24 protein-coding genes are annotated in these 23,045 nt (G+C 70.7%); 12 read left to right on the forward strand and 12 right to left on the reverse strand.

Annotated elements, in window-relative coordinates; genetic code table 11:
• Positions 1-16: 16 nt before the first annotated feature.
• On the reverse strand, positions 17-1,177 hold the full coding sequence (locus E6A26_RS01230; RefSeq protein WP_136609357.1) for a glycosyltransferase family 4 protein: 1,161 nt from the start codon (positions 1,175-1,177) through the stop codon (positions 17-19).
• A gap of 345 nt (positions 1,178-1,522) precedes the next feature.
• The gene (locus E6A26_RS01235; RefSeq protein ID WP_136609358.1) at positions 1,523-2,713 is read right to left on the reverse strand and encodes an MFS transporter; all 1,191 of its coding nucleotides are present in this window, start codon (positions 2,711-2,713) and stop codon (positions 1,523-1,525) included.
• 47 nt (positions 2,714-2,760) lie between these two features.
• Here E6A26_RS01235 and E6A26_RS01240 point away from each other — a divergent pair, with 47 nt between their 5' ends.
• The 5 genes from E6A26_RS01240 to E6A26_RS01260 all read left to right on the forward strand — a co-directional run bounded on the left by E6A26_RS01240 (position 2,761) and on the right by E6A26_RS01260 (position 7,972).
• A complete protein-coding gene (locus E6A26_RS01240; RefSeq protein WP_234864854.1) occupies positions 2,761-4,014 on the forward strand; it encodes an oxidoreductase in 1,254 nt (417 codons plus the stop codon).
• Positions 4,015-4,182: 168 nt separating this feature from the next.
• A complete protein-coding gene (locus tag E6A26_RS01245; protein WP_136609492.1) occupies positions 4,183-5,499 on the forward strand; it encodes a cell division protein PerM in 1,317 nt (438 codons plus the stop codon).
• Positions 5,500-5,538: 39 nt separating this feature from the next.
• Positions 5,539-6,117 carry a phosphoribosylglycinamide formyltransferase gene (gene purN, locus E6A26_RS01250; RefSeq protein ID WP_136609359.1) on the forward strand — a complete coding sequence of 193 codons (579 nt, stop codon included), beginning with the start codon at positions 5,539-5,541 and terminating at the stop codon, positions 6,115-6,117.
• 140 nt (positions 6,118-6,257) lie between these two features.
• The gene (locus E6A26_RS01255; RefSeq protein ID WP_136609360.1) at positions 6,258-7,163 is read left to right on the forward strand and encodes an ABC transporter ATP-binding protein; all 906 of its coding nucleotides are present in this window, start codon (positions 6,258-6,260) and stop codon (positions 7,161-7,163) included.
• A complete protein-coding gene (locus E6A26_RS01260; protein ID WP_136609361.1) occupies positions 7,160-7,972 on the forward strand; it encodes an ABC transporter permease in 813 nt (270 codons plus the stop codon). The genes E6A26_RS01255 and E6A26_RS01260 overlap by 4 nt, the downstream gene beginning before the upstream one ends.
• A 54-nt stretch (positions 7,973-8,026) precedes the next feature.
• Here the strand turns inward: E6A26_RS01260 and E6A26_RS01265 are convergent, their stop codons facing one another.
• Positions 8,027-8,635 carry an SRPBCC family protein gene (locus tag E6A26_RS01265; protein WP_136609362.1) on the reverse strand — a complete coding sequence of 203 codons (609 nt, stop codon included), beginning with the start codon at positions 8,633-8,635 and terminating at the stop codon, positions 8,027-8,029.
• An 87-nt stretch (positions 8,636-8,722) separates the two neighbouring features.
• Positions 8,723-9,163 (reverse strand): DoxX family membrane protein, encoded by a 441-nt coding sequence (locus E6A26_RS01270; RefSeq protein ID WP_136609363.1) that lies wholly within the window; start codon positions 9,161-9,163, stop codon positions 8,723-8,725.
• A gap of 236 nt (positions 9,164-9,399) precedes the next feature.
• Here E6A26_RS01270 and purH point away from each other — a divergent pair, with 236 nt between their 5' ends.
• Entirely contained in the window at positions 9,400-11,064 is a 1,665-nt protein-coding gene (purH, locus tag E6A26_RS01275; protein ID WP_234864856.1) for a bifunctional phosphoribosylaminoimidazolecarboxamide formyltransferase/IMP cyclohydrolase, read from the forward strand.
• A gap of 231 nt (positions 11,065-11,295) precedes the next feature.
• Here purH and E6A26_RS01280 read toward each other — a convergent pair whose 3' ends face one another.
• The 8 genes from E6A26_RS01280 to E6A26_RS01315 form a co-directional block, all read right to left on the reverse strand.
• Positions 11,296-11,487, reverse strand: a complete 192-nt coding sequence (locus E6A26_RS01280) for a hypothetical protein (RefSeq protein WP_136609365.1) — start codon at positions 11,485-11,487, stop codon at positions 11,296-11,298.
• A gap of 170 nt (positions 11,488-11,657) precedes the next feature.
• A complete protein-coding gene (locus E6A26_RS01285; RefSeq protein WP_136609366.1) occupies positions 11,658-11,849 on the reverse strand; it encodes a hypothetical protein in 192 nt (63 codons plus the stop codon).
• A gap of 61 nt (positions 11,850-11,910) precedes the next feature.
• On the reverse strand, positions 11,911-12,102 hold the full coding sequence (locus tag E6A26_RS01290) for a hypothetical protein (protein ID WP_136609367.1): 192 nt from the start codon (positions 12,100-12,102) through the stop codon (positions 11,911-11,913).
• A gap of 60 nt (positions 12,103-12,162) precedes the next feature.
• Entirely contained in the window at positions 12,163-13,506 is a 1,344-nt protein-coding gene (locus E6A26_RS01295) for a hypothetical protein (protein WP_136609368.1), read from the reverse strand.
• Between the two features lie 142 nt (positions 13,507-13,648).
• Entirely contained in the window at positions 13,649-13,840 is a 192-nt protein-coding gene (locus E6A26_RS01300) for a hypothetical protein (RefSeq protein WP_136609369.1), read from the reverse strand.
• A 236-nt stretch (positions 13,841-14,076) separates the two neighbouring features.
• A complete protein-coding gene (locus E6A26_RS01305; RefSeq protein ID WP_136609370.1) occupies positions 14,077-14,820 on the reverse strand; it encodes a hypothetical protein in 744 nt (247 codons plus the stop codon).
• Positions 14,821-14,841: 21 nt separating this feature from the next.
• The gene (locus E6A26_RS01310) at positions 14,842-15,594 is read right to left on the reverse strand and encodes an AfsR/SARP family transcriptional regulator (RefSeq protein ID WP_136609371.1); all 753 of its coding nucleotides are present in this window, start codon (positions 15,592-15,594) and stop codon (positions 14,842-14,844) included.
• Positions 15,595-15,786: 192 nt separating this feature from the next.
• Positions 15,787-16,053, reverse strand: a complete 267-nt coding sequence (locus E6A26_RS01315) for a hypothetical protein (protein WP_136609372.1) — start codon at positions 16,051-16,053, stop codon at positions 15,787-15,789.
• Positions 16,054-16,360: 307 nt separating this feature from the next.
• On the opposite strand from E6A26_RS01315, the gene E6A26_RS01320 reads away from it, so the two are divergent.
• From E6A26_RS01320 to E6A26_RS01345, 6 genes are read left to right on the forward strand one after another with little or no spacing between them, the layout of a single operon-like run.
• A complete protein-coding gene (locus tag E6A26_RS01320) occupies positions 16,361-17,515 on the forward strand; it encodes an extracellular solute-binding protein (protein WP_136609373.1) in 1,155 nt (384 codons plus the stop codon).
• Entirely contained in the window at positions 17,512-18,465 is a 954-nt protein-coding gene (locus tag E6A26_RS01325; protein ID WP_234864858.1) for an ABC transporter permease, read from the forward strand. Before E6A26_RS01320 ends, E6A26_RS01325 begins: the two co-directional genes overlap by 4 nt.
• Positions 18,465-19,352, forward strand: coding sequence for an ABC transporter permease (locus tag E6A26_RS01330; RefSeq protein ID WP_136609374.1), 888 nt, complete (start codon positions 18,465-18,467; stop codon positions 19,350-19,352). The genes E6A26_RS01325 and E6A26_RS01330 overlap by 1 nt, the downstream gene beginning before the upstream one ends.
• A 7-nt stretch (positions 19,353-19,359) precedes the next feature.
• Entirely contained in the window at positions 19,360-20,490 is a 1,131-nt protein-coding gene (locus E6A26_RS01335; protein WP_136609375.1) for an ABC transporter ATP-binding protein, read from the forward strand.
• Positions 20,487-22,085, forward strand: coding sequence for an inositol monophosphatase family protein (locus tag E6A26_RS01340; RefSeq protein ID WP_168928647.1), 1,599 nt, complete (start codon positions 20,487-20,489; stop codon positions 22,083-22,085). The genes E6A26_RS01335 and E6A26_RS01340 overlap by 4 nt, the downstream gene beginning before the upstream one ends.
• Positions 22,075-22,947 carry a DUF6454 family protein gene (locus E6A26_RS01345; RefSeq protein WP_136609377.1) on the forward strand — a complete coding sequence of 291 codons (873 nt, stop codon included), beginning with the start codon at positions 22,075-22,077 and terminating at the stop codon, positions 22,945-22,947. Before E6A26_RS01340 ends, E6A26_RS01345 begins: the two co-directional genes overlap by 11 nt.
• Positions 22,948-23,045: the final 98 nt, after the last annotated feature.

The raw sequence follows: 23,045 nt of genomic DNA on the forward strand, positions 1-23,045 counted from the left end.
TTTCAGGTCTGGAGGGTCAGGCGAGGGCGAGTGGCGCGCGCGCCGCGATGACGTCTTCGTAGTGGTGTACGAGCTGGTCGCAGATCGAGGACCACGTGCGGCCCTGGACGCTGTTCAGGGCCGCCTCGGCGAACGCGGCCCGCTTCGCGTCGTCGCCGATGAGGTCCTGGACGTAGGAGCGCAGCTCGTCGAGGTGGCCGGGGGTGTAGAGCCAGCCGGTCTTCGAGTTGTCGACGAGGTCGAGGGGCCCACCGCGGCCGGTCGCGACGACCGGCACTCCGGAGGCCATGGCCTCCTGGATGGTCTGGCAGAACGTCTCGAACTCGCCCGGGTGGACGAACAGGTCGAAGCTCGCCATGATCCGAGCCAGGTCTTCGCCGCCCTGGAAGCCCGCGAAGTGCGCGGTCGGGAGCTGGGCCTCGAGGGTCGGGCGGAGCGGCCCGTCGCCGACGATGACGAGCTGCGTGTTGGGAAGGTTGGCGAGCACGCGCAGGTCTTCGACCTGCTTCTCTGCGGCGAGCCGGCCCACGTACCCGATGATCTTGCGCGGCGTCCCGGCTGAGCCCAGGCCCTGGGCACCGCCCGCTACGGAGGCCCGCCACGCGCCGTCGCGCTTCGACGGATGGAAGCGCTGGGTGTCGACTCCGCGGCGCCACATCGCGACGTCGAAGATGCCCCGCCCGCGCAGTTGGTTGAGGGCGAACGACGACGGCGCAAGCGTGCGGTCCGCGAGGAGGTGGATCTTCTCGACGCGCTGCCACGCCCAGTTCTCGAGGAACGGGAAGCCGTAGCGCGCCGCGTAGCTCGGCACCTCGGTCTGGTAGATCGCGACGGTGGGGATTCCGAGGCTGTGGGCCGCGCGCACCGCACGCCAGCCGAGCTCGAACGGGGAGGCGAGGTGGACGACGTCGGGCGCGAACTTCCTGAGGATGCGCCGCACCTTCGGGACCGCCCCGAACGCGACGCGGACCTTGGAGTAGCCGGCCATGGGCATCGCGGGAAGGCGGCGCACGAGCGCGCCGGAGACGTACTCGGGGCCGGCAGCGCCGTCACCCGCGGGCGCGATCACGAGGACGTCGTCGCCGCGCTCTTGGAGATGGTCAAGGACCCGCAGGACTGAGTGGGTCACGCCGTTCATCTGCGGAAGGAACGATTCGGCAACTATCGCTATCCTCACGCTTCCACGGTCGGGGCGGTTGCTGACGGGATGGCGGAAACGGCGTGACGGCGAGGGGAAGCCTTGGTTAACGAGAGGTTTGCGACGGTTGCTGGAAGGGGTCCATTTCGGGTACAGCTACCCCCCCGCCCTACCCGTCTCGGGTACAGATATCCCCCGGTTATCCCGTCTCGGGTACAGATATCTGCTGCTTTTTCCGTCTCGGGTACAGATATCCGCCGGTTTTCCCGTCTCGGGTACAGATCATCTGTACCCGAGATGGTTCTGGGGCGGGTTATCTGTACCCGAGATGGATAAGGGGCGGGGGCGGGGATAAGGCGGTGGATAGGGCGGGCGGGGACTCCGTCAGGCGCGCGTGCGCAGGCCCGGGGCGAGCGCCGCAATGCCGCCGACGACGACGGCGAGCGCCCCGAGCCCCCAGCCGATCCCCACGCCCGTGGCGACGGCGCCGACGAGGAGCGGGCCGCCGGCGTCGCCCAGTTCGCGCCCGAGTTCGGCCGTGCCCATCGTCCGGCCCATGCGCTCCTGCGGCGTCGCGTCCGCGAGGTGCGCGAACGCGATGGGCGTCGCGACGCCGATCCCCGCGCCCACGAGGAGCGCCGCCGCGTACACGGGCACCGCGGCCCAGCCCCCGGGCGCGAGTGGCGTCAGCGTCGCGACGAGGGCTCCCGCGGCAATGACGAGCAGCCCGCCGGCCATCCCGACGCCGTCGCGCACCCGCCCCGCGTCGCGGAGGCGGCCTACGCGCGGCTGGATGATCGAGGAGCCGAGGGCGAGGACAGTGACGGCGCCGATCGCCTCGACCGTTCCGAGGCCCGAACGCGCCGCGAGTGCGGGGAGGAAGCCGACGGCGGCCCCGAGCGAGCCGGTAGCGGCCGCGAGCACGAGGGTCGTCCCGAGGAACGAGCGTTCCGTGAGCTGGCGTGCGAGGTCCGCGACGGTGTAGCGCGGTCGCGGGAGCGGGTCGAGGCGGGGGACAGCGGCGGCGACCCAGGCGGCGACGCCCAGCGCGAGCACGGCGAGCGCCCCGAACAGGAGCGGGAAGCCGCCCGCGAGGAGCGCCGCGGCGCCGAGGAGCGGCCCGAAAGCGTAGCCGAGGCCCTTCCACACGCCGTACCGGCCGAAGTAGCGGCCCGTGTGCTGGCCCGCGATCCGCGCGACGCTGGCCGACGAGGCGGGGGAGAACGCGGACGCCGCGGCGCCCTGCCCGAGACGCGCGGCGGCGAGAAGCAGCGGCTGGCCGGACCACAGCCCCACGAGCGAGGCGACCGCGAAGCCGAGCAGCCCTCCCACGATGACGGGCTTGGGCCCGATCCTGTCCGCGAGCGTGCCGAAGACCGGCTTGAGGAAGACCTCAGCGACGTCGTACAGCGCGAGGAGAACGCCGAGCACGAGGAGGTTGAGCCCGATGTCCTGGCTCTCCGCGCCGAGACCGGCCGCAATGCTGTGGGCACCGAACGCCGTCGTGAACCCCGCGGCGTAGAGGGGGACGACGACGGCGCGCGGCGGCGAGGGCTGTCGTTGGGGGAGGCTCACGCGTGAAGTCTACGAAGTGCCGGCGGGCTGGCCGTGAGGGCGGGGGTGTGCCGAACATCACATCTCTGACGGTCCGCTTCGGAAATGCGACGGGGCCGGTCGCGGTTGCCGCCAGCATGACGCTTGAGTACACGGAAGAGAACAAGGACGCGACCGGAGAGAACAAGGACGCGACCGGGCAGGGTGCGGCCGCCCTCGAGGACCTGTTCGCGCCTGTCAGCCTCGGATCGCTCCGAGTCCCCAACCGCTTCGCGATGGCCCCGATGACGCGCGAGTTCTCGCCGGATGGCACCGTGACGGACGACGTCGCGGGCTACTACGCGCGCCGCGCCGCGGCGGGCGTGGGCCTCCTCATCACGGAGGGCGTCTACGTCTCGGAGGACTCAGGCCCGAGCACCCGCGTGCCGCGCCTGTTCGGGGAGCCTCAGCTCGCCGCGTGGAAGCGCCTCGTCGACGCCGTGCACGCGGAGGGCGGCCTCATCGCGCCGCAGCTGTGGCACCTCGGCGCCGAGCGCGGCGACCACGCGACGTTCAATCCGGAGCTTCCCACCCTGAGCCCGTCGGGCCTCTCGTCCTCGGGCAAGGCACGTGGCCGGGCCGCGACGGTCGCGGAGCTCGAGCGCATCCGCGACGACTTCGCCCGCGCCGCGCTCGCGGCGAAGGAAGCGGGCTTCGACGCGGTCGAACTCCACGGCGCCCACGGATATCTCCTGGACCAGTTCCTCTGGGACGGCACGAACCGCCGCGAGGATCAGTACGGCGGTTCCCTTGAGGCCCGGACGCGCTTCCCGGCCGAGGTCGCCGCGGCAGTGCGCGAGGCCGTTGGCCCGGAGCTGCCGGTCATCTTCCGCTTCTCGCAGTGGAAGTCGGGCGACTACGCGGCACGGATCGCGAAGACACCGGCCGAGCTCGAGGCTCTCCTCGGCACCCTCGCGGACGCCGGCGTCTCGGTGTTCCACGCCTCGACCCGCCGCCACTGGGAGCCTGCGTTCCCCGAGGTCGAGGGGCCCGACGGGCAGCTCGGGCTTGCCGGCTGGGCCAAGAAGGCCACGGGGCTGCCCTCGATCGCGGTCGGGTCGGTGGGGCTCAGCAACACGTTCGAAGTCACGTGGACCGAGGGCGGGCGCTCCGACGTCCGCGGGCTCGACGCCCTGCTCGAGCAGCTCGGCCGGGGCGAGTTCGACCTCATCGCCCTGGGCCGCGTCCTCCTGAGCGATCCGGCCTGGGTTGAGAAGGTGCGCGAGGGCCGTCACGCCGAGATCCTCCCGTTCCGCGCCGAGGACCGCTCGACGCTCAGCTGAAGGTTCTCGCCGCGTTCCCGCCCGCGTGACTGTCCCCATCGGGTGGGAACGCGGCGAGTCACATGGCCCGCTGAGTCCCGGGCCGAAGAAGTCGGCCGGAAGGCGCAGCACGGGCGGTCCGGTGCGCCTGAGCCGCACTCACGGCGCTCCATGGCAGAGTGGATCGCGATGAAATTGCGCGCCGACCAGCAAGGGCTCCGTGGCCTTCCGATGCCCCTGTGGCTCCAAGGCGCCGTCGAGTCCCTGCAGGCCGTGCTGCTTTCGGCCGTGATCGCGATCGTGCCGATCGCGGCGGTCTGGCTCACGGGCGGCTTCGGCTCGCTCCCGGTCGACCAGGGCGCCCGGCTGGCCGGGCAGGCGTGGCTTCTGGCCCACGGCGTCCCGCTCCACCTGAGCGGGGCGGGACTTTCCCCGGCAGGGGGAGCGGCCCCGTCGTCGAGCGTCCTGAGCCTCATCCCGCTCGGCTTCACGCTCGTCCCATTCCTCCTCTCGTGGCGCGCAGGCCGCCGCCTCGCCCGCGCGTCGTACGCTGACACGCTCTGGCAGGCCATCCTCGGCGCGGCCGGGATGTACGCGCTCGCGGGCTTCGCCACGGCGTTCGTGTGCAGCACCCCGGAGGTGAGCGCGAGTTCAGGCCTCGGCGCCTCGGTGCCGCTCATCCCCGTGGTCCTCGGCCTCGTGATCGGGGCGCGGCGTGAGGCCGGCTCCTGGACGCGGCTCATCGGAGTGGACGCGGTGGACTGGATCGCGCGCACCGGCCAGTACTCGCGCTGGACGGGCAGCTACTTCTGGGCCGTGATCCGCGCGGGCTTCGTGGCCGCCGTCGCCGCGTTCGGCCTCGCCTGCGCCCTCCTCGCGCTCGACCTCGCGATCCGCTGGGCGGACGTCGTCACGGTGTACGAGGCGCTCGGCGCCGGCGGCGTCGGAGGCGGAGCGCTCACGCTCGCCCAGCTCGGCTATATGCCGAATCTCGCCGTGTGGGCTCTCGGGTGGTCCTCGGAGGCGGGCGTCGTCCTCGGCAGCGGCTCGACGGCGGGCGCGCTGACGACGGCGGCCGGACCCCTCCCGCCGATCCCGGTCCTGGCAGCGATCCCGACCTCGTCCGTGCCGCTCGCGTCCGCGGCCGTGGTCCTTGCGGTCCTCGCGGGCGTCCTCGGCGGCTGGTGGTTCCAGCGCGCGGGCGAGGACCACCTCGACGAGTGGCTCGCCATCAAGATTCCGGCCCGTTGGTTCACGGCGACCGTCTCCGCGCTGGTCCTCGGGCTCCTCGTGGGCGCCGTGGCCGGGGCGATGTGCGCGGGCGCCGCGTGGCTCGCGGGCGGCTCGGCCGGGGTAGGCCGCTTCACGGTGCTCGGGCCGAATCCGCTCCTGATGCTCATCTGGGTTGGGGCGGAGGTCGCCGTGGGGGCGGTGATCGGCTACGCGCTCGGCCCGTGGCTCGAGCGTGGGCAGCTAGCCCGCACCGGCGCCGAAAGCGTGTCCTAGCGCCCGGGAAGCCCGGCTCGCGTCGAATATCGTTGACCCATGCGCATCGTGGTCCTCGTCTCCGGCACCGGCTCCAACCTCCAGGCGGTGATCGACGCCGTGAGGTCCGGCGAGCTCGATGTCGAGATCGCCGCGGTGGGCGCGGACCGCGAGGGGACCTACGGGATCGAGCGCTCCGAGGAGGCCGGGCTCGAGACGTTCGTGGTCAACTTCAACTCGTTCCCCACGCGGGCCGAGTGGGACGCCGCGCTCTCAGACCGCGTGGCCTCGTACTCTCCGGATGTCGTGGTCTCCTCGGGCTTCATGAGGATCGTGAGCGCGGAGTTCATCGAGCGCTTCGGCGGCCGCTACGTCAACACGCATCCAGCCCTCCTCCCGGCGTTTCCGGGCGCCCACGGCGTCCGCGATGCGCTCGCGTACGGCGTCAAGGTCACCGGCTGCACGGTGCACTGGGCCGACGCCGGCGTCGACACGGGCCCGATCATCGCCCAGGAGGCGCTCGCCATCGCGGAGGACGACGACGAGGAGTCGCTCCACGAGCGGATCAAGGTCGTCGAGCGGCGCCTGCTCGTCGACGTCCTGCGCCGCCTCTCGAGCGGCGAGCTCACGGCACCCTGACCCCTACCGCCGCCGGAAGCGCCCTGCGATCCCCGGCCGGCATCGCTGCGCGTGCATCCGCGTGCATCCCCCGATCGGGGGATGCGCACATCGGCCTCCCGATGGCTGCGCGGCGGGCCAAACCGCGTCATGCTCATGACATGAGTACGAATCCTGCCGATCTTGCGGTCCGCGTGCGCGGGCTGCGCAAGGAATACGGTGACCTCACCGCCGTCGCCGGTATTGACCTGGACATTGCGCGGGGCGAGACCTTCGCGCTGCTCGGCCCGAACGGCGCCGGCAAGTCCACTACCGTCGAGATCCTCGAGGGCTACCGCCACCGCACGGCGGGCGAGGTGAGCGTCCTCGGCTCCGACCCCGCGCACGCGCGGCTCGGCTGGAAGGCCCGCCTCGGAATCGTCCTCCAGACCACAGGGGAAAGCGGCCAGTACACGGTCCGGGAGCAGCTCGCGCACTTCGCGCGCTTCTACCCGAACCCGCGCAACGTCGAGGACGTCATCGCGGCCGTCGGCCTCGAGAAGCAGGCCAAGACCCGCATCGGCAAGCTGTCCGGTGGGCAGCAGCGCCGCGTCGACGTGGCCCTCGCGATCGTCGGGCGTCCCGAGCTGCTGTTCCTCGACGAGCCGACCACGGGCTTCGACCCCGAGGCGCGGCGCGAATTCTGGAAGCTCATCGAGGAGCTCACGGCCGAGGGGACCACGATCCTCCTCACCACCCACTACCTCGACGAGGCGGCCCGCCTCGGCGACCGGGGCGGCGTGATCGTGGGGGGCCGCCTCGTCGCCGTGGGCCATATCGGGGAGCTCGGCGGGGCGGACGCGCGCGTCCCCGTGGTGCGCTGGCGCGACGAGTCGGGGGCCCTGCGCGAGGAGCGCACGCAGCGCCCGGCTGAGCTGGTCGTTGACCTTGGCCGCCGGTTCGGGGGCGAGCCACGCGAGCTCGAAGTCATCCGCCCGAGCCTCGAAGACGTCTATCTCGGATTGGTGCATGCCGCAGGCTCGCAGGCCTCCGCGGCTGAACTTGTTGAGGAAGGAGAGCCGGCATGAGCGTCATATCGCACGGAATGGCCCGCACGAGCTACGAGACGAAGGGGTACTTCCGCTCGCCGGACACGGTCTTCTTCACGTTCCTGTTCCCGATGCTCATGCTCGGGATCTTCGCCGCGGCCTTCAGCTCCCGTGGGGACATCAGCCTCGCGCCCGCGTCCCCGGACCACGTCTCCGTTGCGGCGTATTACCTGCCCGGCATGCTTGCGGCGGGGATCCTGCTCTCCGGGGTGCAGAACCTCGCCGTGGACATCGCGGGGGAGAAGGGCGACGGGACACTCAAGCGGCTCGGCGGCACTCCGCTCTCTCCCGTGTCCTACTTCCTCGGGAAGCTCGGCCGCGTGTTCGTGACCGCCGTCCTCCAGGCGGCCATGCTCATTGTCGTCTCGAAGTTCGCGTTCGGCGTGGCCCTCCCCACCTCATGGGATGCGTGGGCCACGTTCGCGTGGGTCTTCGTCCTCGGCACGGTGACGTCCGCGCTGCTCGGCATCGCCCTCTCCGCCCTGCCGAGGAGCAGCCGGAGCGCCACGGCCGTCGTCGTGCCCATCGTGCTTGTCCTTCAGTTCATCTCCGGCGTGTACCTGCAGTTCTCGGGGCTCCCGGAATGGATGCAGAACCTCGCGAGCGTCTTCCCGCTCAAATGGATCGCGCAAGGCATGCGCTCCGTCTTCCTCCCGGACGGGTTCAAGATGCTCGAGCAGCACGGGAGCTGGGACCTCGGCTGGGTCGGCGTGTGGCTTGCCGTATGGCTCGTCGTGGGGCTCGTGGTGAGCCGGCTGACCTTCCGGTGGATCCGCAGGGACGCCTGACATGCGTGTGGGGCGGCAGCCCGCCGCCCCACACGCCTCTACGCCGTCAGTCGGTCAGATGACCGGTCCGGTCTCGGTGGTTCCGCCGCCAGCGCCGGTCGTCCCACCGGCCCCGCCGAGCCCGGTCCCGGTTCCCGGACCGGTGCCCGTGGTGCCGCCGAGGCCGGTGGTTCCTTCCGGGCCCGACTCGAAGACCTCGCCGGACTGCGGAGTGGAGCCGACGTCGCCGCGCCACGCGCCGGTCTCAGTGCCGCGCGATTCGATGAAGTCCTTGAACTTCTTCAGATCGGAGCGGACCTGCATGTCGTCTGCCCCGAAGAAGGCGCCGATCTTCTCGACCGCCGAGTCCGGGTCCCACTGGAACTGAACGTTCACGCGGGTGGTGGTCGGCCCGAGCGCCTCGAACGCGACGACTCCGGCGTGCTCGGTTCCCTCCTCCGTGCGCCACGCGACGCGCGAGTCGGGCTCCTGCTCTGTGATCAAGGTATCGAATTCACGTGTCTGGCCCGCCACCTTGGTGGTCCAGTGGAGGTGCGTGCTGTCCCGCTGAACCACGGACTCCACGCCCCCCATGAACTCGGGGAATGATTCGAACTGGGTCCACTGGTTGTAGGCGGTGGACACGGGGACATTGACGTCGATGGACTGCTGAACGGTAGCCATGGAATTCTCCTTCTGCTCCGTGGGCGGCCTTGTGCTCGATCCGCGCCGGTGGGCGCCCGTCCACCGTACGCAGGGCCTGAAAGGGGGTTAACGCTTGGTGGCGCGACCTCCCCTCACAACCTTGCGCTTGCGGTCGAGTAGGAGGGCGAGGCCGATCGCGGCGAGCCACGAATCCTTGGCCATCGCGACGCCCGCTGGCGTGGGCCGGATGCCGTCGGCCTGAGTGAGGCCCGGCGTCTTCGCGTACACGGCGAGGAGACCAACGCCGAAGCCCGTGAGGCCCAGTGCCGCGAGCTTGGTGGGGAAGATTGGCAGGACGAGGGCGGAGCCGAGGGCGATCTCGCTTGCGGCGAGGGCCTTGCCGAACGTTGCCGCGGGCAGCTGCCTGACCTGCGGCACGGCATTGGCCGCCATGCCTTGGACTGCCCTGGCGCTCTCCTCGTCGAGGGAGAGCTTGGAGATCCCGGAATTGAGGAGGTACGCCCCGGTCGCCAGACGCAGAACCGCGTGGCTCAGCGAGAATGCCATGATGTCTCCTTCGGATTTTGCTTGGTTAGGTGCGGTTGCGCCTCGCGACGCGCTCGACGACGACGGCTGGCCTCTCCCTTAAACGGCTTGGCCCTCCCTAGATGGCCCTCGACACACCATTGCTCGCACGTCGTACTTATTCCCCGGGCCGCCGTCCGCCAACCAAAGGGCTCGCCAGGCGCGCGGCGATAGAATGGCCGCGACCCCAGACTCAGCACGATAGAGACGAGCGCCCTGTGATCCAGCTTGACCGTGTCCCCATCCGACGTGCCCTCATCTCCGTCTATGACAAGACCGGTCTCGAGGACCTCGCGAAGGGGCTGCACGCGGCCGGGGTGCGCATCGTCTCGACGGGCTCGACGGCGAAGCGGATCGCCGCCGCCGGCGTGCCCGTGCAGGAGGTCGAGGAGGTCACCGGCTCGCCCGAGATGCTCGACGGCCGCGTCAAGACCCTCCACCCGCGCGTGCACGGCGGCATCCTCGCGGACCGCCGCGTTCCCGAGCACATGAAGACGCTCGAGGATTTCGAGATCGAGCCGTTCGACCTCGTCGTCGTCAACCTGTACCCGTTCGTCCAGACGGTGCGCTCGGGCGCCGCGATGGACGACGTCGTCGAGCAGATCGACATCGGGGGCCCCGCGATGGTGCGCTCGGCTGCGAAGAACCACGCCGCCGTCGCCGTCGTCGTCGACCCCGCCTTCTACGGTGAGGTCGTCAACGCTGCCGCGGCCGGCGGCTTCGACCTCAAGACCCGCCAGCGCCTCGCGGCGAAGGCGTTCGCGCACACGGCGTCCTACGACACGGCCGTCGCGACGTGGACGGCGAGCCAGTTCCTCGACGAGGACGGCGACGGCGTGATCGACTGGCCCGCGTACGCGGGCCTCGCGCTCGAGCGCTCCGAGGTGCTCCGCTACGGCGAGAACCCCCACCAGCAGGCGGCCCTGTACGTCGACCGGGCGGCCCCCGCAGGCATCGCCCAAGCGGACCAGCTCCACGGCAAGGCCATGAGCTACAACAACTTCGTCGACGCCGACGCGGCACTGCGCGCAGCGTTCGACTTCGACGAGCCGGCGGTGGCGATCATCAAGCACGCGAACCCGTGCGGCATCGCGGTCGCGACGCCCGGCGCCGAGGACCCCATCGCCGACGCCCACCGCAAGGCACACGCGTGCGATCCGGTCAGCGCGTACGGCGGCGTGGTTGCGGCCAACCGCACGGTCTCCAAGGGGATGGCGGAGACGCTTTCGGGCATCTTCACCGAGGTGGTCGTCGCGCCCGACTTCGAGCCCGAGGCCGTGGAGATCCTCTCCAAGAAGAAGAACATCCGCCTCCTCGCCCTGCCGGAGGGCTACGGCCGCTACCCGACGGAGCTGCGCCAGATCTCGGGCGGCGTGCTCGTCCAGGTCTCGGACCGCCTCAACGCGGCGGGCGACGACCCCGCGAACTGGACCCTCGCGGCGGGCGAGCCGGCCGACGAGGCCACGCTCGCCGACCTCGCGTTCGCGTGGAAGGCGTCCCGTGCCGCCAAGTCGAACGCGATCCTCATCGCGAACCGCGGCGCTTCCGTCGGCGTGGGCATGGGCCAGGTCAACCGTGTGGACTCGTGCCGCCTGGCGGTGGAGCGCGCGAACACGCTGGGCGTTGCGGTGGAGTCCGACGTCGACGCAGCCGGCGGCGCGTCCGGCGCCGGCGCGGGCAGCGCGCCCGAGCGGACCCGCGGCGCGGTCGCGGCCTCCGACGCGTTCTTCCCGTTCGCCGACGGCCTCGAGATCCTCATCGCGTCCGGCGTGCGGGCCGTGGTCCAGCCGGGCGGATCGATCCGCGACGAGGACGTGGTGGCCGCCGCGAAGGCCGCCGGGATCACGATGTACCTCACGGGATCGCGGCACTTCTTCCACTGACCGCGTCTTCCCTGATCGCCCTTGCGGGCGCTCGCCCTGCGCTCGCCCTGCGCTCGCCCTGCGCTCGCTGGCGCTCGCGCGTGCGGCGCGCGCGTGCGGCGCCCGCCGGACGCCAGCACCCGCCACCGCACAACACAAAACACAAGCGAAGAGGGAGGCCCGGAGCGACCGAGCCTCCCTTTCGTTCTCCCGCGCCGAGCTGGGGGAGGAGCGGCGCCGGAGCTAGGGGAATCAGTACTGCGTGACGGAGATGCCCTGGACTGCCACGCTGTTCGCGGCCGAGAGGACCGTCGCGGCGTTGACGGCGTACGAGGCGTTCTGCGCCGCGATGAGGGCGGCGTTGAAGTCCCAGAGAAGGGTCTCGCGGCCGGGCAGCAGCTCGACGGTCTCGGCGGACAGTTCGGTGAGGGTGAGCTTGGTCATGATGGTTCAACTCCTTGGTGGCGGCTCCGCGGGCGCGGCGCCGGATGGTGGGTTTGGGGTACTGGACTTTCAGGTGCTGCGACTTACAGGTGCTGCAAGTGATGGGACCGGTCCGGGCGCAGAGCGGGGGACAGCCCGCCGCGGGGCGCCGGATCCCGGTCCGACGACGGCTAGTGCTGGAGCACGCCGACGATCTGGAGCGCGGTGGCGTTGGCGGTCGATCCGATCGTCGCGGCGTTGACCGCGATGGCCAGGTTGACTGCGATGACCGGTGCCACGTTGATGTCGAAGAGCAAGGTGTCGCGCTGGGGAAGCAGCTCGGCGTGCTCTGCGGCGACGTCTGCGGCAAGCGATGCCTGCATGATGTCCTCCTAGGGGTGGGCACCCGGCGCATGTGCGAACTTGCCGGGCACACTTTCACGATCAGAACTGGGTGACGGAGATGCCCTGGAGCGCGGTGCTGTGCGCGGCCGAAAGGATGGTCGCGGCGTTCACTGCGTACGAGGCGTTCGAGGCCAGGATGCCGGCAAGGTTGACGTCGAAGAGCAGGGTGTCGCGGCCCGGGAGCAGCTCCACTTCCTCGACGGCCAGTTCGGCCTTGGTGAGCTTCTGCATGATTTTCACCTCCTTTCAGGGCTGGTCGTGACTCTCAACCAGTGAGAGCTGGCGGCCGGTTCAGCTGTGGCGGCCGATCCGGAGTCGGGTGGTCGGGATGAGGTGCCGCGGAAGCGGCCGCGGCACGCGGGGCGTAAGGCGCTGCACCGCGGCGTGGGTGATCTTGGCGAGCGCCTGGGCCAGGATCAGCGCCGATCCGATGGCCGGCAAGGCGATGAGCGTGACCGCGAGGAGCGAGAGGGCCGCCTCGACGGGCTGCCCGGTGGTCACCGCGAGGGAGAGGTTCCGAAGGTGGACCTCGGTCGCGGCGGCGGCGCTCGTGAGGATGTAGGGGAGGCTCACGGCGAGCCACACCACGACGCCCGCCAGGAAGGGCACGACGATGAGCACCCACGAGGTGACGATCCAGCGCGAGACGGGCCTCAGCTCGCTCACCCGCGGGTCGACGCCGCGTCCGGGGACAAGGCTTCTGAGTACGGGCCCCACGCGGGCGAACAGGTCGGGCACCCCGGCGAGGTCGGCCAGGACGAAGTATCCGTCGAGCCGGATTGCGGGCGGGAGCTGCTGTGCCATCTGGAGCTGGGTCATGATGACGAGCAGGAGCAGCACGGGGCTGTCCGTCGCGAGGTAGCCGAGCCCCGCGCCGAGGACCCACCACAGGTGGAAGTACAGGCCGCCGAGGTCGGTCCGGATGCGGCCGGCGCGGCTCAGGCGGTACGAGTCCGTGACGTCCGTGTAGAACGCCGGGAAGATCAGGTAGAGGCCCACCCCGATGACGCCGGGCTTCGCGCCGCCGTAGCGGCACGCGGTCGCATGGCCCACCTCGTGGACGAGCGCGCCGACGCTCATGAGGGCGAAGAGGCTCAGCAGCATTCCGGGCGTCAGCAGGACGTCGTTCAGCGCGGCGCCGGCGTTGGACCTCGTGAAGAGGAGGACGTCGAGCCCCACGAGCGCGAGGCACGCGAGGACGACGACGGGCGTCGCGTAGAGCGGCCTGAGGAGCCTTGAGAGGCGGGCGACGGCGGCGCGCGGCACGAGCGTGGCCTTGGCCGTGAGCGCGAGGAGCGGAGTGGCTGTGGGCGGCGGGGCGGCGGGTGCCGCGTCGGGGTGCTCGAGGAGGCCGAGGGGCTCGAGCTTGCTTTCAGCGAGGAGCGTGAGCCCCTCGACGTCGAGCTCCTTGCCGAAGCCGGCGCTCACGCGGCGGGCGAGCTCGTCGGAGGGCAGGGGCCGGGCCGCCTCTGCGACGATGTGGTGCAGGAGCTCGCTGAGCTGGACCACCTGGCCGTCGGCCCGCCTCACGAGGTAGGTCGAGTGGTTGAGGCCCGAACCGGACACGAGGCCCAGAAGCTCTGTGCCGGCCGCGCGCTGCCAGCGCTGCGGTGGTGCGGCAATCTCCTGCGTCATGGTCCAGGCTCCTCGGCGTCTCTGGTGGGCTCGGCGTGTTGGCTTCTGTGGTTCGGCGTCGCCGTCGGTGCGGCGGGCCGTGGGGGCCCGGGGCGGCCGTGCTGGGAGATCGGCCGCCCCGGATCGCCCGGAGACGGGTGTCTCAGTGCTGCGTGACCGTGATGAACTGGCCGGCGGCGCTGTTCGCGACCGAGCCGAGCGTCACGGCGTTGAGCGCGACCGAGCTGTTCGAGGCGAGGATGCCCGTCCAGTTGAGGTCGAACACGAGGGTCTCGCGGCCCGGGAGCAGCTCAACGGTCTCAGCGGCAAGGTCGGTGATGGTCAGCTTCGTCATGGGACTCAACTCCTTGGTGGTTGGGGTGGTGATCTGGATCTGTTTTTTGGCGATTGGAGCCAATCGCTGGATTAATTCCACCGAATGGATTGTTACCCTCGTGTTATTGCTGCGTTACCGGCCTGACGTGGGAAGACTCCGGCTCGAGAGGCCCCCTGAGAGGCACGAAAATGGCCCCTGCCGGCAGCCCCTCAGGGGCTGCCGGCAGGGGCCTTGGTGGCCGTCCGCCCGAGCGGTCAGTCGCCGGCGTCGACCTCGACCCGCGCGGCGACGCTGGCCGCGTGGGTGTCAGCCGCAATGGCCGCCTTGGCGCGGCTTGCGGCGTCGTCCGCGTCCTTCGACGCCTCGTCGCGCCACGAGTCCCCGGGGTGCGCCGCTCGAGTCGTGGAGAGCTTGAGGCCGAGCTCCTTCTCGATCTGCTGGATGAGTGACTTCGTCTCGGCCGAGAGCTCGCGCTGCGAACCGCCGATGATCACGAATTGGAGCGCGACGGCGGTTGTCGTGCAGCCCGAGCACGTCACGTTGACCGCGAGCGAGCGGTTGTTGACCACCACGGAGGAGGCCCGAGGACCTGTGATGATCTGGACTGCGACCGCCGTCGAGGAGCAGCCGGCGCAGCTCGACCACGCCGCCGCGACGTTGTCGGCGACGGCGGCGCCGCCGCCCACGACTCGAACCGTCTGGAGCGTCGTGGCCGTTCCCGAGCAGCCGTTGCACCCGCTCGTCGCGGTGGCGGTCGAGACGGCCTTGCCGCCCGAGGGCTGCAGCGAGGGCTCCGAGCGCGCGGCATCCGTGACGAGCGGCCGGCCGACGGTCGGGATGGCCGTTGAGGCCGCCTCGAGCGACGACGAGACGCGGGAGTCGTCGTCGGGCCCGCGCCCGTCCGCGGACGCCGCGCCGGGGCCCGAGGCTCCGAGCGCCGCGACGACGATGAGTGAGAGGGCTACTGCCGGGATCTTCCACCTCAGACGACGTGCCATACCTCACAGCTCCTTCCAGGGTTAGTGATGTGCTGCAAGCCGTGGCGCGCGGCTCGTGGCCGCGGCAGGATGCGGGAGCCCCGAGCCGTTCGGGGAGGTGCCGCCGATGGCCGCCTCGAGGCGGCGCGAGGGCTCGAGGCCGAGCTCGTCGTGCAGGCGGCGGCGGAAGTCGGCGAGGGTCCGGTGGGCGCCTGCCGCGTTGCCTGAGTCGATCTGGCCACGGATCATGAGCGCCTGGGCCGACTCGCGGAGCGGCTCGATGGCGACGGCATGCATGGCCGCGGCGACGGCGGCGTCGGGCCGGCCCGCGCTGAGGTGGTGGCGCGCGATCGCCTCGAGGGCCGCGATGCGCAGCTCGCGCAGCCGCTCCTGCTCGAAGATGACCCAATCGTCGTACCAGCCGGGCAGGAGCTCGGCGGAGTAGAGCCGCTCGGCGATCCCAGGCCCGATTCCGGCCCCCGCGCGGGCCTCCTCGGCGCTGCGGCGCAGCGCGAGGAGATCGACGGCGACCGACGAGGCGAGGCCTACGGGGTCGAGGCTGTCGCTCAGGAGCCCGGGCAATTGGTGCCGGACCTTGAAGACCGTGGCCCGCAGGCTGCCCGAGGCCTGATGCTCGGTGCTGTCCGGCCACAGGAGGCCGGCAAGGTAGGAGCGGGATCGCTGGCCCATGAGGGCCAGCGCGGTGATGAGGCGCTGTTGGCGGGCTCCGACCGCGACCACGTGCCCGTCGCACAGGAGCTGCCAGCAGCCCAAGAGGCGTAGTTCCCATCCCATGGGCAAGACCCTCCGTCGTGGTGCGAGAGCCCGCGGAGGAGGTTCGTCCTGAGGGCGATTCTCCCCGCGATGCACGCCTGATGAACGACACAAGCATGACGATGGGAAGATAATCCAGTCAATAGATTTATTCGCCTTGACTGGAATTTTTGCGAAAGATCTAGCGCACTACCGGGAGCGTGAAGTCGCGTGTCACACGAGTGGGTCGGTGCCCTCGCGTGCCTCGCCGCCGCCGGTCCGAGACTCAAGCCAGTCTCGCACGCTCTTGACAGCCGCCTCGGAGTCGGCGGTCACAGTCAGCTCGCCAGGCTCCCACGCGCCGTCGGACGCCAGGATGCGGATCCGCAGGCCTTCCTCGGACTCAGGCTCCCGCCAGACGCGAAGAACGAGCGTTCCGAGCTCCTCGAGCCCGGGCTCGCTCGGTTCGCTCTCCTCGGCGGACGCGGAATGCTGTGCCATCTTCCCCCCAATTGCCACGTGGGCGTGTCGGCCCGCGATGCGGGTCGGGTGCCATCTGTCTGTCTCTAGAAACGCAGTCTAGGCATGAAGGTGACTCGAGTTCCCGCAGGTGAGTGCGAGTGTTTCGGTTCGCCGAAGGCTTTCGTGCCCGTTCACCTGCGCGAAACCTCTTCTTTGACAGTTGGTCAGGACAAACGCTTTCTATGAAATGTCGGCGCCGTACGTTCGGGGGGCGAGGCGCCGCCGCACGACGCCACCATGACGTCCCCGGCCGGGAGAACCCCAGGCCGCGTACCAGGAGAGATCCATGAAGCTCACCAATGCCCTTGGGGTCACCGCGGCCATCGCCGCAACCGCCCTCGCTCTGACCGGCTGCGCCCAAAGCAGCACGTCCCCCGCCAGCACGGGGGATGCCGCCACGAAGACCGTCCGCGTCTTCATCAGCGGCGATACCAACATCCAGAACCTGTGGGAGAAGGATCTGGGCCCCGCGTTCGAGAAGGCCAACCCGGGCTACAAGGTCCAGGTCACGATCGACCTGCACGGCGAGCATGATGCCCAGACCCTTGCGAAGCTCACGAGCTCGGTCGAGCAGAAGAAGTCCCCGGACTTCGACCTCGTCGACGCGGGCTTCGTCCCGAAGGCCTCGACGGCGAACCTCCTCACGCCCGTCGATTCGACCAAGATCTCGGCGATCTCGAGCGTCTCGGCGGACGTCGTCAAGGCCGGCGGCACGGGCGGGATCCCCTACCGCGGCTCGTCGGTGCTCCTCGCGTACGACAGCAAGAGCATCCCGACGCCGCCGAAGACGCTCGACGACCTCCTCGCGTGGATCAAGGCCAACCCGGGCAAGTTCACGTACAACTCGCCGAAGTCGGGCGGCTCCGGCTCCTCCTTCGTCGCGACCGTCCTCGACAAGTACGTCCCCGCCGACGCACGCCAGAAGATGACGACGAGCTACGCGAAGGACCTCGAGTCCAACTGGGACCAGGGCTTCGCCGAGCTCAAGGGCCTCAACCAGTACGTGTACCAGAAGGGCGTCTACCCGAACGGCAACCAGCAGACGCTCGACCTCCTCTCGAAGGGCCAGATCACCATGGCTCCGGTCTGGTCCGACCAGTTCACGACCGGCGTCACGAACGGCTCTATCCCGTCCACGATCAAGTCCGTGCAGATCTCGAACCCGTCCTTCACGGGTGGCGCCGCCTACCTCGGCATCCCGGCGAACACCCCGAACATGGACGCCGCGGTCAAGCTCGCGAACTTCGTGCTCCAGCCCGAGCAGCAGGCCATGATCGTCAAGGACATCTCGGGCTACCCGGCCATCCCGCTCAACCAGCTCCCGGCCGACCTCCAGACCAAGTTCGCGAGCGCGGATCCGAACAACCTCCGCCTCCCGTACTTCGACCAGGTCGGCAAGGACCTCAACAACCAGTGGGATCAGAAGGTCCCCGGCCAGTGACCTCTGCAGTCCGGTCGCGTCGCGTGCCCGGCCCTGCTGGCGCCTCTCCTTCCCGGAGGGCGTCCGCAGGGCAGGCACGCGGCCTGTTCATGGCGCTCCCGCCGATCGTCCTCATCGCGCTCTTCATCGGCTTTCCGATCCTGCTCGCGCTCGGCTTCAGCCTGGGGTTCACGGGCGGCCTCAACCACACGATCTCGGTCATCGGCCAGAACGTGCACGAGGCGCAGGGAGCCAGCCCGACGTTCGGCGCCTATGGTGACCTCTTCGTGGACCGCCGCTTCCTCGGCGACCTCGGCGTCACGGTGATCGTGACGCTCGTGAGCACCACCGCCGTCGTCGTCCTCGCGACGGGCATCGGCCTCTACCTCAAGTTCCGCGGGGGCGTGCTCGGCAAGATCCTCTCGGGTCTGGCCGTGGTTCCGCTGTTCATCCCCGTGGTCATCGCCTCGTGGGCCATCCTCGGCTTCTACTCGGCGGACGGGTTCCTGCGCAGCGTGTTCGCGCTGGCCGGGCTCGAGTTCCCGGTGTGGTCGTTCTCGATGGTCACCGTCATCATCGGCTCGGTGTGGACGTCGCTCCCGTTCGCGACGCTCCTCGTCACGTCCGGGCTGCAGGCGGTGCCGCAGGCCATGATCGATGCCGCGCGCGACGCCGGTGCCTCCTTCTGGCGCGTCGTCACCTCGGTGGTGGTCCCCATGGCGGGCGTCCCGATCATCATCGCGACGACGTTCACGGCGATCGGGATCCTCGGCTCCTTCACCGTCCCGTACTTCACGGGCCCGAACTCGCCGAACATGCTCGGGGTCGACATGTCGAACTACTTCTCGGCGTTCAACCAGCCGCAGCAGGCGGTCGTCATGGCCTTCGTCGTGTTCATCATCGCTTCTGGGATCGCCGCCGTGTACGTGTGGGCGAACTTCCGCTCCGCCAAGGAAAGTGGGGCCGTCTGATGGCTCAGGCAACCCTCGAGTCCGCCGCCGCGCCGCGCGAATCCGCGCCCGCCCCGGCGGAGGCGAAGCCGCGCCGCTCGGGCAAGGCGGCCACGGGCCTCCTCACGACCGTGCTCGCGCTGCTGCTCGCGCTCTTCATCATCGGACCGCTCGTGTGGCTCGGTGTCCGCGCGTTCGCGGACACCTGGACGTATCCGCACCTGTGGCCGGACAGCTGGACCACGCACTGGTGGCAGGTCGTCTTCGGCGACAAGGCCCTGGGGGTCGCGGTCCAGAACTCGCTGTTCTTCGCGCCCCTCACGGTCCTCGTCTCCGCGGTCATCTGCCTGCCGGCGGCCTACGCGTTCGCGCGCTTCGAGTTCCCGGGGCGGCGCTTCTTCCTCATCGGGCTCTTCGCCGCCAACGCGTTCCCGAAGATGGGGCTCTTCGTCTCGCTCGCCGCGCTGTTCTACGCGCTCAACCTCATGAACTCGATCCTCGGGATCCTGATCGTGCACGTGCTCGGGACGATCGTCTTCATGACGTGGATCCCGTCTGCGGCGTTCGCTGCGGTGCCGCGGAGCCTCGAGGAGGCGGCGCGGGACGCCGGGGCGTCGAAGCTGCGGGTCTTCTTCAGCGTGACGCTCCCCATGGCGCTCCCGGGCATCCTCGTGGCCGCGATCATGAGCTTCCTCGCCTCGTTCGACGAGGCGCAGGGCACGTACCTCGTGGGCGCGCCGGACTACATGACGATGCCCACGCAGATGTACAGCCTCGTGCTCAACTACCCGACCCAGGTGGCCGCCGTGTTCTCGATCCTCCTGGCCATTCCCTCCGTCGCGCTGCTCCTCGCCGCGCACAAGCACATCATCGGCGGCCAGCTCGCCGAGGGCTTCCAGATCAAGTAGAGGCACTATGACCACGAACCAGACCCTGTCCTCCTCGGCCCCGGGGGCCGTGGCGGCCGAGGCTGCGGCCTCGACGCCCACGAGGCGCTCCGGCGGCCTCGACGTCCGCGGACTGCACAAGGTCCTTGGCGGACGCACCATCATCGACAGCCTCGACATGACGGTCCAGCCCGGCGAGCTTGTCTCGCTGCTCGGGCCGTCCGGCTGCGGGAAGACCACCACGCTGCGCATGATCGCGGGCTTCCTCGCGCCGGACGCCGGCTCGATCAAGGTGGGCGACCGCGAGGTCGTGCATCTTGGCCCCGAGCAGCGCCCCAGCGCGATGGTCTTCCAGAACTACGCGCTCTGGCCGCACATGACCGTCGCGAAGAACGTCGGCTTCCCGCTCAAGCTGCGCAAGGCCCCGAAGCTGTCCAAGTCAGTGATTGCCGAGCGCGTCGAGGCGGCGCTCGCGCTCGTCAACCTCGTGCACCACAAGGACTCGCGGCCCGCCCGGATCTCCGGCGGCGAGCAGCAGCGCACCGCTCTGGCCCGCGCTCTCGTCCAGGAGCCCGAGCTGCTCCTGCTCGACGAGCCCCTCAGCAACCTCGACGCCAAGCTGCGCGTCAAGGTCCGCGAGGACATCCGCGAGATCCAGCAGCGGCTCGGCATCACGACCCTCATCGTCACGCACGATCAGGAGGAGGCCATGTCGATGTCGGACCGGATCGCGGTCATGAACCAGGGCCGCATCGAGCAGTTCAGCACCCCCTCTGAGCTCTACAGCGCCCCCGCCACCGAGTTCGTCGCGACGTTCATCGGGAGCCTCAACCGGCTCGAGGGGCGTGTCGAGGACGGCCGCGTGGTGGGCGGCGAGGGAGTGGTCGGCATCCGGCCCGAAGACGTCGTGTTCGTGGAGGATACGGACGGCGGCGTGAACGGCGCGCGGCACAGCGCCGTCGACGGGCTCGCCGCGACGGTCGAGCGGGTGGTGCCCCGCGGGCACTTCGCCGAGCTCTACCTGCGCCGCGAGGACGCCGAGCTGCGCGCCTTCGTCACGGGCGCGCTGCCGTCCGTGGGCGCGCGGGGCTACGCGCGCATCGAGAAGTGGCTCGACTTCGCGGACGGCAAGCTCGTGCGTCAGGAGGTGGCCCAGTGAGCGCGGCGGCCCCCCAGGCGGCGCAGCCGAGCGCACTCCGGCGCACGGCGCCTCAGCTGACGGCGCACCGCGGCGACGTCGAGCGCCACCGCGAGAACACGCTCGCCGCCGTCCGCTCGGCGATCGAGGCGGGTGCGGACATCGTCGAGATCGACGTCCGCGTCACGCGCGATGGGCGCGTCGTGCTCCTGCACGATCCGACGCTCGCGCGGCTCTGGGGCGTGGACCGCTACGCGTCCGAGCTCGACTGGGCCGACATCGCGGCGCTCGGCGACGGCGACCATCGGATCCCGCTCCTCGCCGACGCGCTCGCGCTCGTCGCGGGCACGCCGTCGACCCTCCTCATCGACATGGACGATCCGGACTGCGCAGCCCCCGCCGTCGCGGTCGTCCACGAGGCCGCCCACGGCGCGAGCGTCGCGTGGTGCGGCCACCTCGACGCGATGAAGACCGTCCGCAGCCTCGATGCGGACGCGAGCGTGTGGCTCCCCTGGAACCGCCGCGACCTCCCGCCGTCGGACCTCCTCGCGTCGCTGCGCCCCGACGTCGTCAACTCGGAGTACCCCGTGCTGAGCCGCGCGCTCGTCGACGCCGCGCACGCCGCGGGGGCACGCGTGGCCTGTTGGACGGTCGACGACGAGGACGCCATGCGCTGGGTCCTCGCCATGGGTGCGGACGCCGTGACGACCAACCGCCTCAGCGTCCTGCGGCGCATCGTGGGGGAGGGGCCCGCCTCCTGGCAGGCCGCGCCCCGGCCGCCGCGGCTCACGGGCGACGAGCTCACCGCGGCGATCGTCGTGGCGCACGAGCTCGCGAGCTGGGCCGTCGACTTCACGCAGCGCGCCGACCTCGGCGACGTCACGTCGAAGGCGCACGCCGCGGACCACGTCACGGCCGTGGACGTAGCGGTCGAACAGCGGGTCCGCGAGGTCATCGCCGAGCGCCTCCCGGGCCACCTCGTGGTGGGAGAGGAGCTCGGCGGAACGGCCGAGCCGGGCGTCCCGTGCTGGTACGTGGACCCCGTGGACGGCACCGCGAACCTCGCCAACGGTGTGCCGTGGACGGCGTTCTCGCTCGCGCTCGCGGTCGACCGAGAGCCGCTCGTCGCTGTGGTCGGGGACGTGTGGCGCGGCCAGGTGTTCGCCGCTGTCGCGGGCCTCGGCGCGGAGCTCGACGGCGAGAGGCTCGACCTCCGCGCGGAGGCGCCGGCCGGAGGGAGGACGCTCGCAGGCACGATCGTGCAAACGGAGCTCCTAGGCCACAAGCCGTGGCCCGGCATGGGCGAGTTCCTCGACGCGCTCGGTGAGCGGTTCAGCACGATGCGGGTGATGGGCTCGGGCACGCTGACGCTCGCGGGCGTCGCGAGCGGCCGCGGCGCGGGCAGCGTGATCGAGCGCTTCAGCCCGATCGATCACCTCGCCGCCGCGCTCATCGTCCGCGAAGCGGGCGGGGTGCTGCTCGACGACGCGGGCGACGAGACCGTGTGGCCCGCCGAGGGCGGGATCCTTGCGGCGCGGCCCGAGCACGCGTCCGAGCTCTACTCCGTGTGGACGGTGGCCCGCCGCGCGGAGCCGAAGGCAACACGTGTGGGCTGAGCCCCCACGCGACGGCAGCCTCTCCGACGAGGTCGCCGCGTGGACGCGGCGGACGCGCTTCGAGCTCGTCCGCCGCGTCCCGCTCCTGTTCGCCACGCACCACCCGCAGGGCCTCGCGTTCGCCGGCGGCCGCATCTTCCTCTCGACGGTCGAGCTCACCGAGCGCCCCGAGCCGCTCGCAGGGCACGACGGCGACCCGGCTCGCCGCACGCCCGGGGCAGGCCGCGGCCACGTCCTCGTGCTCGGGCCGGACGGGACGCTCGAGGCGGACATCGTCCTGGGGGAGGGCGATGCCTACCACCCCGGCGGGATCGACGTGGCCGATGGTCAGGTGTGGATTCCCGTGGCCGAGTACCGGGCAGACAGCCGGAGCATCGTGTACACGATCGATGCGCGCACGCTCGCGCCCAAGGTCCGCTTCACCGTCGACGACCACGTCTCGTGGCTCGCGGCCGACCCCAGCACCGGCGCACTGTACGGCGCCAGCTGGGGCTCCCGCCGGTTCTTCCTCTGGTCGCGTGAGGGTGGCGAGCCCGTCGCGTGGGACAACCCGAGCGCGTACGTCGACTTCCAAGACGCCCAGTACGACGGCGGAGGGCAGCTTCTGTGCGGCGGTATCGCCGAGCTGCGCGGGGCCTCAGGCGAGGTATTCGAGCTAGGAGGCATCGGCGTCGTCCGCCCGTCGGAGCGCCGCATCGTGGCCGAGGTGCCGATCCCGGCCTTCAGCCCCGCGGGGCACACGATCATGCGCAACCCGTTCGTGCTCACGCGCGACGCCGAGGGGACGCTCCTGCACGTCGCCCCCGACGACGGCGACGAGGCGCACGGCACCGAGCTGCTCACGTACCGCGTCGTCACCTAGGCGGGGCGCCTCCTGCGGCCGCATGTCCGTCACGATGCTCGGCACGCCGCACGCTCCGGTAAGTTAAGGACGTTGACATAGCAGCATCCACGCAAACT

This window comes from Sinomonas albida (assembly GCF_004919045.1).
Classification (GTDB): domain Bacteria; phylum Actinomycetota; class Actinomycetes; order Actinomycetales; family Micrococcaceae; genus Sinomonas; species Sinomonas albida.

Excerpts from the sequence above, each read along its gene's own strand:
- E6A26_RS01245 (WP_136609492.1), top strand. The coding sequence starts at position 4,183 with ATGAAATTGCGCGCCGACCAGCAAGGGCTCCGTGGCCTTCCGATGCCC.
- purN (WP_136609359.1), top strand. The coding sequence starts at position 5,539 with ATGCGCATCGTGGTCCTCGTCTCCGGCACCGGCTCCAACCTCCAGGCG.
- E6A26_RS01255 (WP_136609360.1), top strand. The coding sequence starts at position 6,258 with ATGAGTACGAATCCTGCCGATCTTGCGGTCCGCGTGCGCGGGCTGCGC.
- E6A26_RS01260 (WP_136609361.1), top strand. The coding sequence starts at position 7,160 with ATGAGCGTCATATCGCACGGAATGGCCCGCACGAGCTACGAGACGAAG.
- E6A26_RS01265 (WP_136609362.1), bottom strand. The coding sequence starts at position 8,635 with ATGGCTACCGTTCAGCAGTCCATCGACGTCAATGTCCCCGTGTCCACC.
- E6A26_RS01270 (WP_136609363.1), bottom strand. The coding sequence starts at position 9,163 with ATGGCATTCTCGCTGAGCCACGCGGTTCTGCGTCTGGCGACCGGGGCG.
- E6A26_RS01280 (WP_136609365.1), bottom strand. The coding sequence starts at position 11,487 with ATGACCAAGCTCACCCTCACCGAACTGTCCGCCGAGACCGTCGAGCTG.
- E6A26_RS01285 (WP_136609366.1), bottom strand. The coding sequence starts at position 11,849 with ATGCAGGCATCGCTTGCCGCAGACGTCGCCGCAGAGCACGCCGAGCTG.
- E6A26_RS01290 (WP_136609367.1), bottom strand. The coding sequence starts at position 12,102 with ATGCAGAAGCTCACCAAGGCCGAACTGGCCGTCGAGGAAGTGGAGCTG.
- E6A26_RS01295 (WP_136609368.1), bottom strand. The coding sequence starts at position 13,506 with ATGACGCAGGAGATTGCCGCACCACCGCAGCGCTGGCAGCGCGCGGCC.
- E6A26_RS01300 (WP_136609369.1), bottom strand. The coding sequence starts at position 13,840 with ATGACGAAGCTGACCATCACCGACCTTGCCGCTGAGACCGTTGAGCTG.
- E6A26_RS01305 (WP_136609370.1), bottom strand. The coding sequence starts at position 14,820 with ATGGCACGTCGTCTGAGGTGGAAGATCCCGGCAGTAGCCCTCTCACTC.
- E6A26_RS01310 (WP_136609371.1), bottom strand. The coding sequence starts at position 15,594 with ATGGGATGGGAACTACGCCTCTTGGGCTGCTGGCAGCTCCTGTGCGAC.
- E6A26_RS01315 (WP_136609372.1), bottom strand. The coding sequence starts at position 16,053 with ATGGCACAGCATTCCGCGTCCGCCGAGGAGAGCGAACCGAGCGAGCCC.
- E6A26_RS01320 (WP_136609373.1), top strand. The coding sequence starts at position 16,361 with ATGAAGCTCACCAATGCCCTTGGGGTCACCGCGGCCATCGCCGCAACC.
- E6A26_RS01330 (WP_136609374.1), top strand. The coding sequence starts at position 18,465 with ATGGCTCAGGCAACCCTCGAGTCCGCCGCCGCGCCGCGCGAATCCGCG.
- E6A26_RS01335 (WP_136609375.1), top strand. The coding sequence starts at position 19,360 with ATGACCACGAACCAGACCCTGTCCTCCTCGGCCCCGGGGGCCGTGGCG.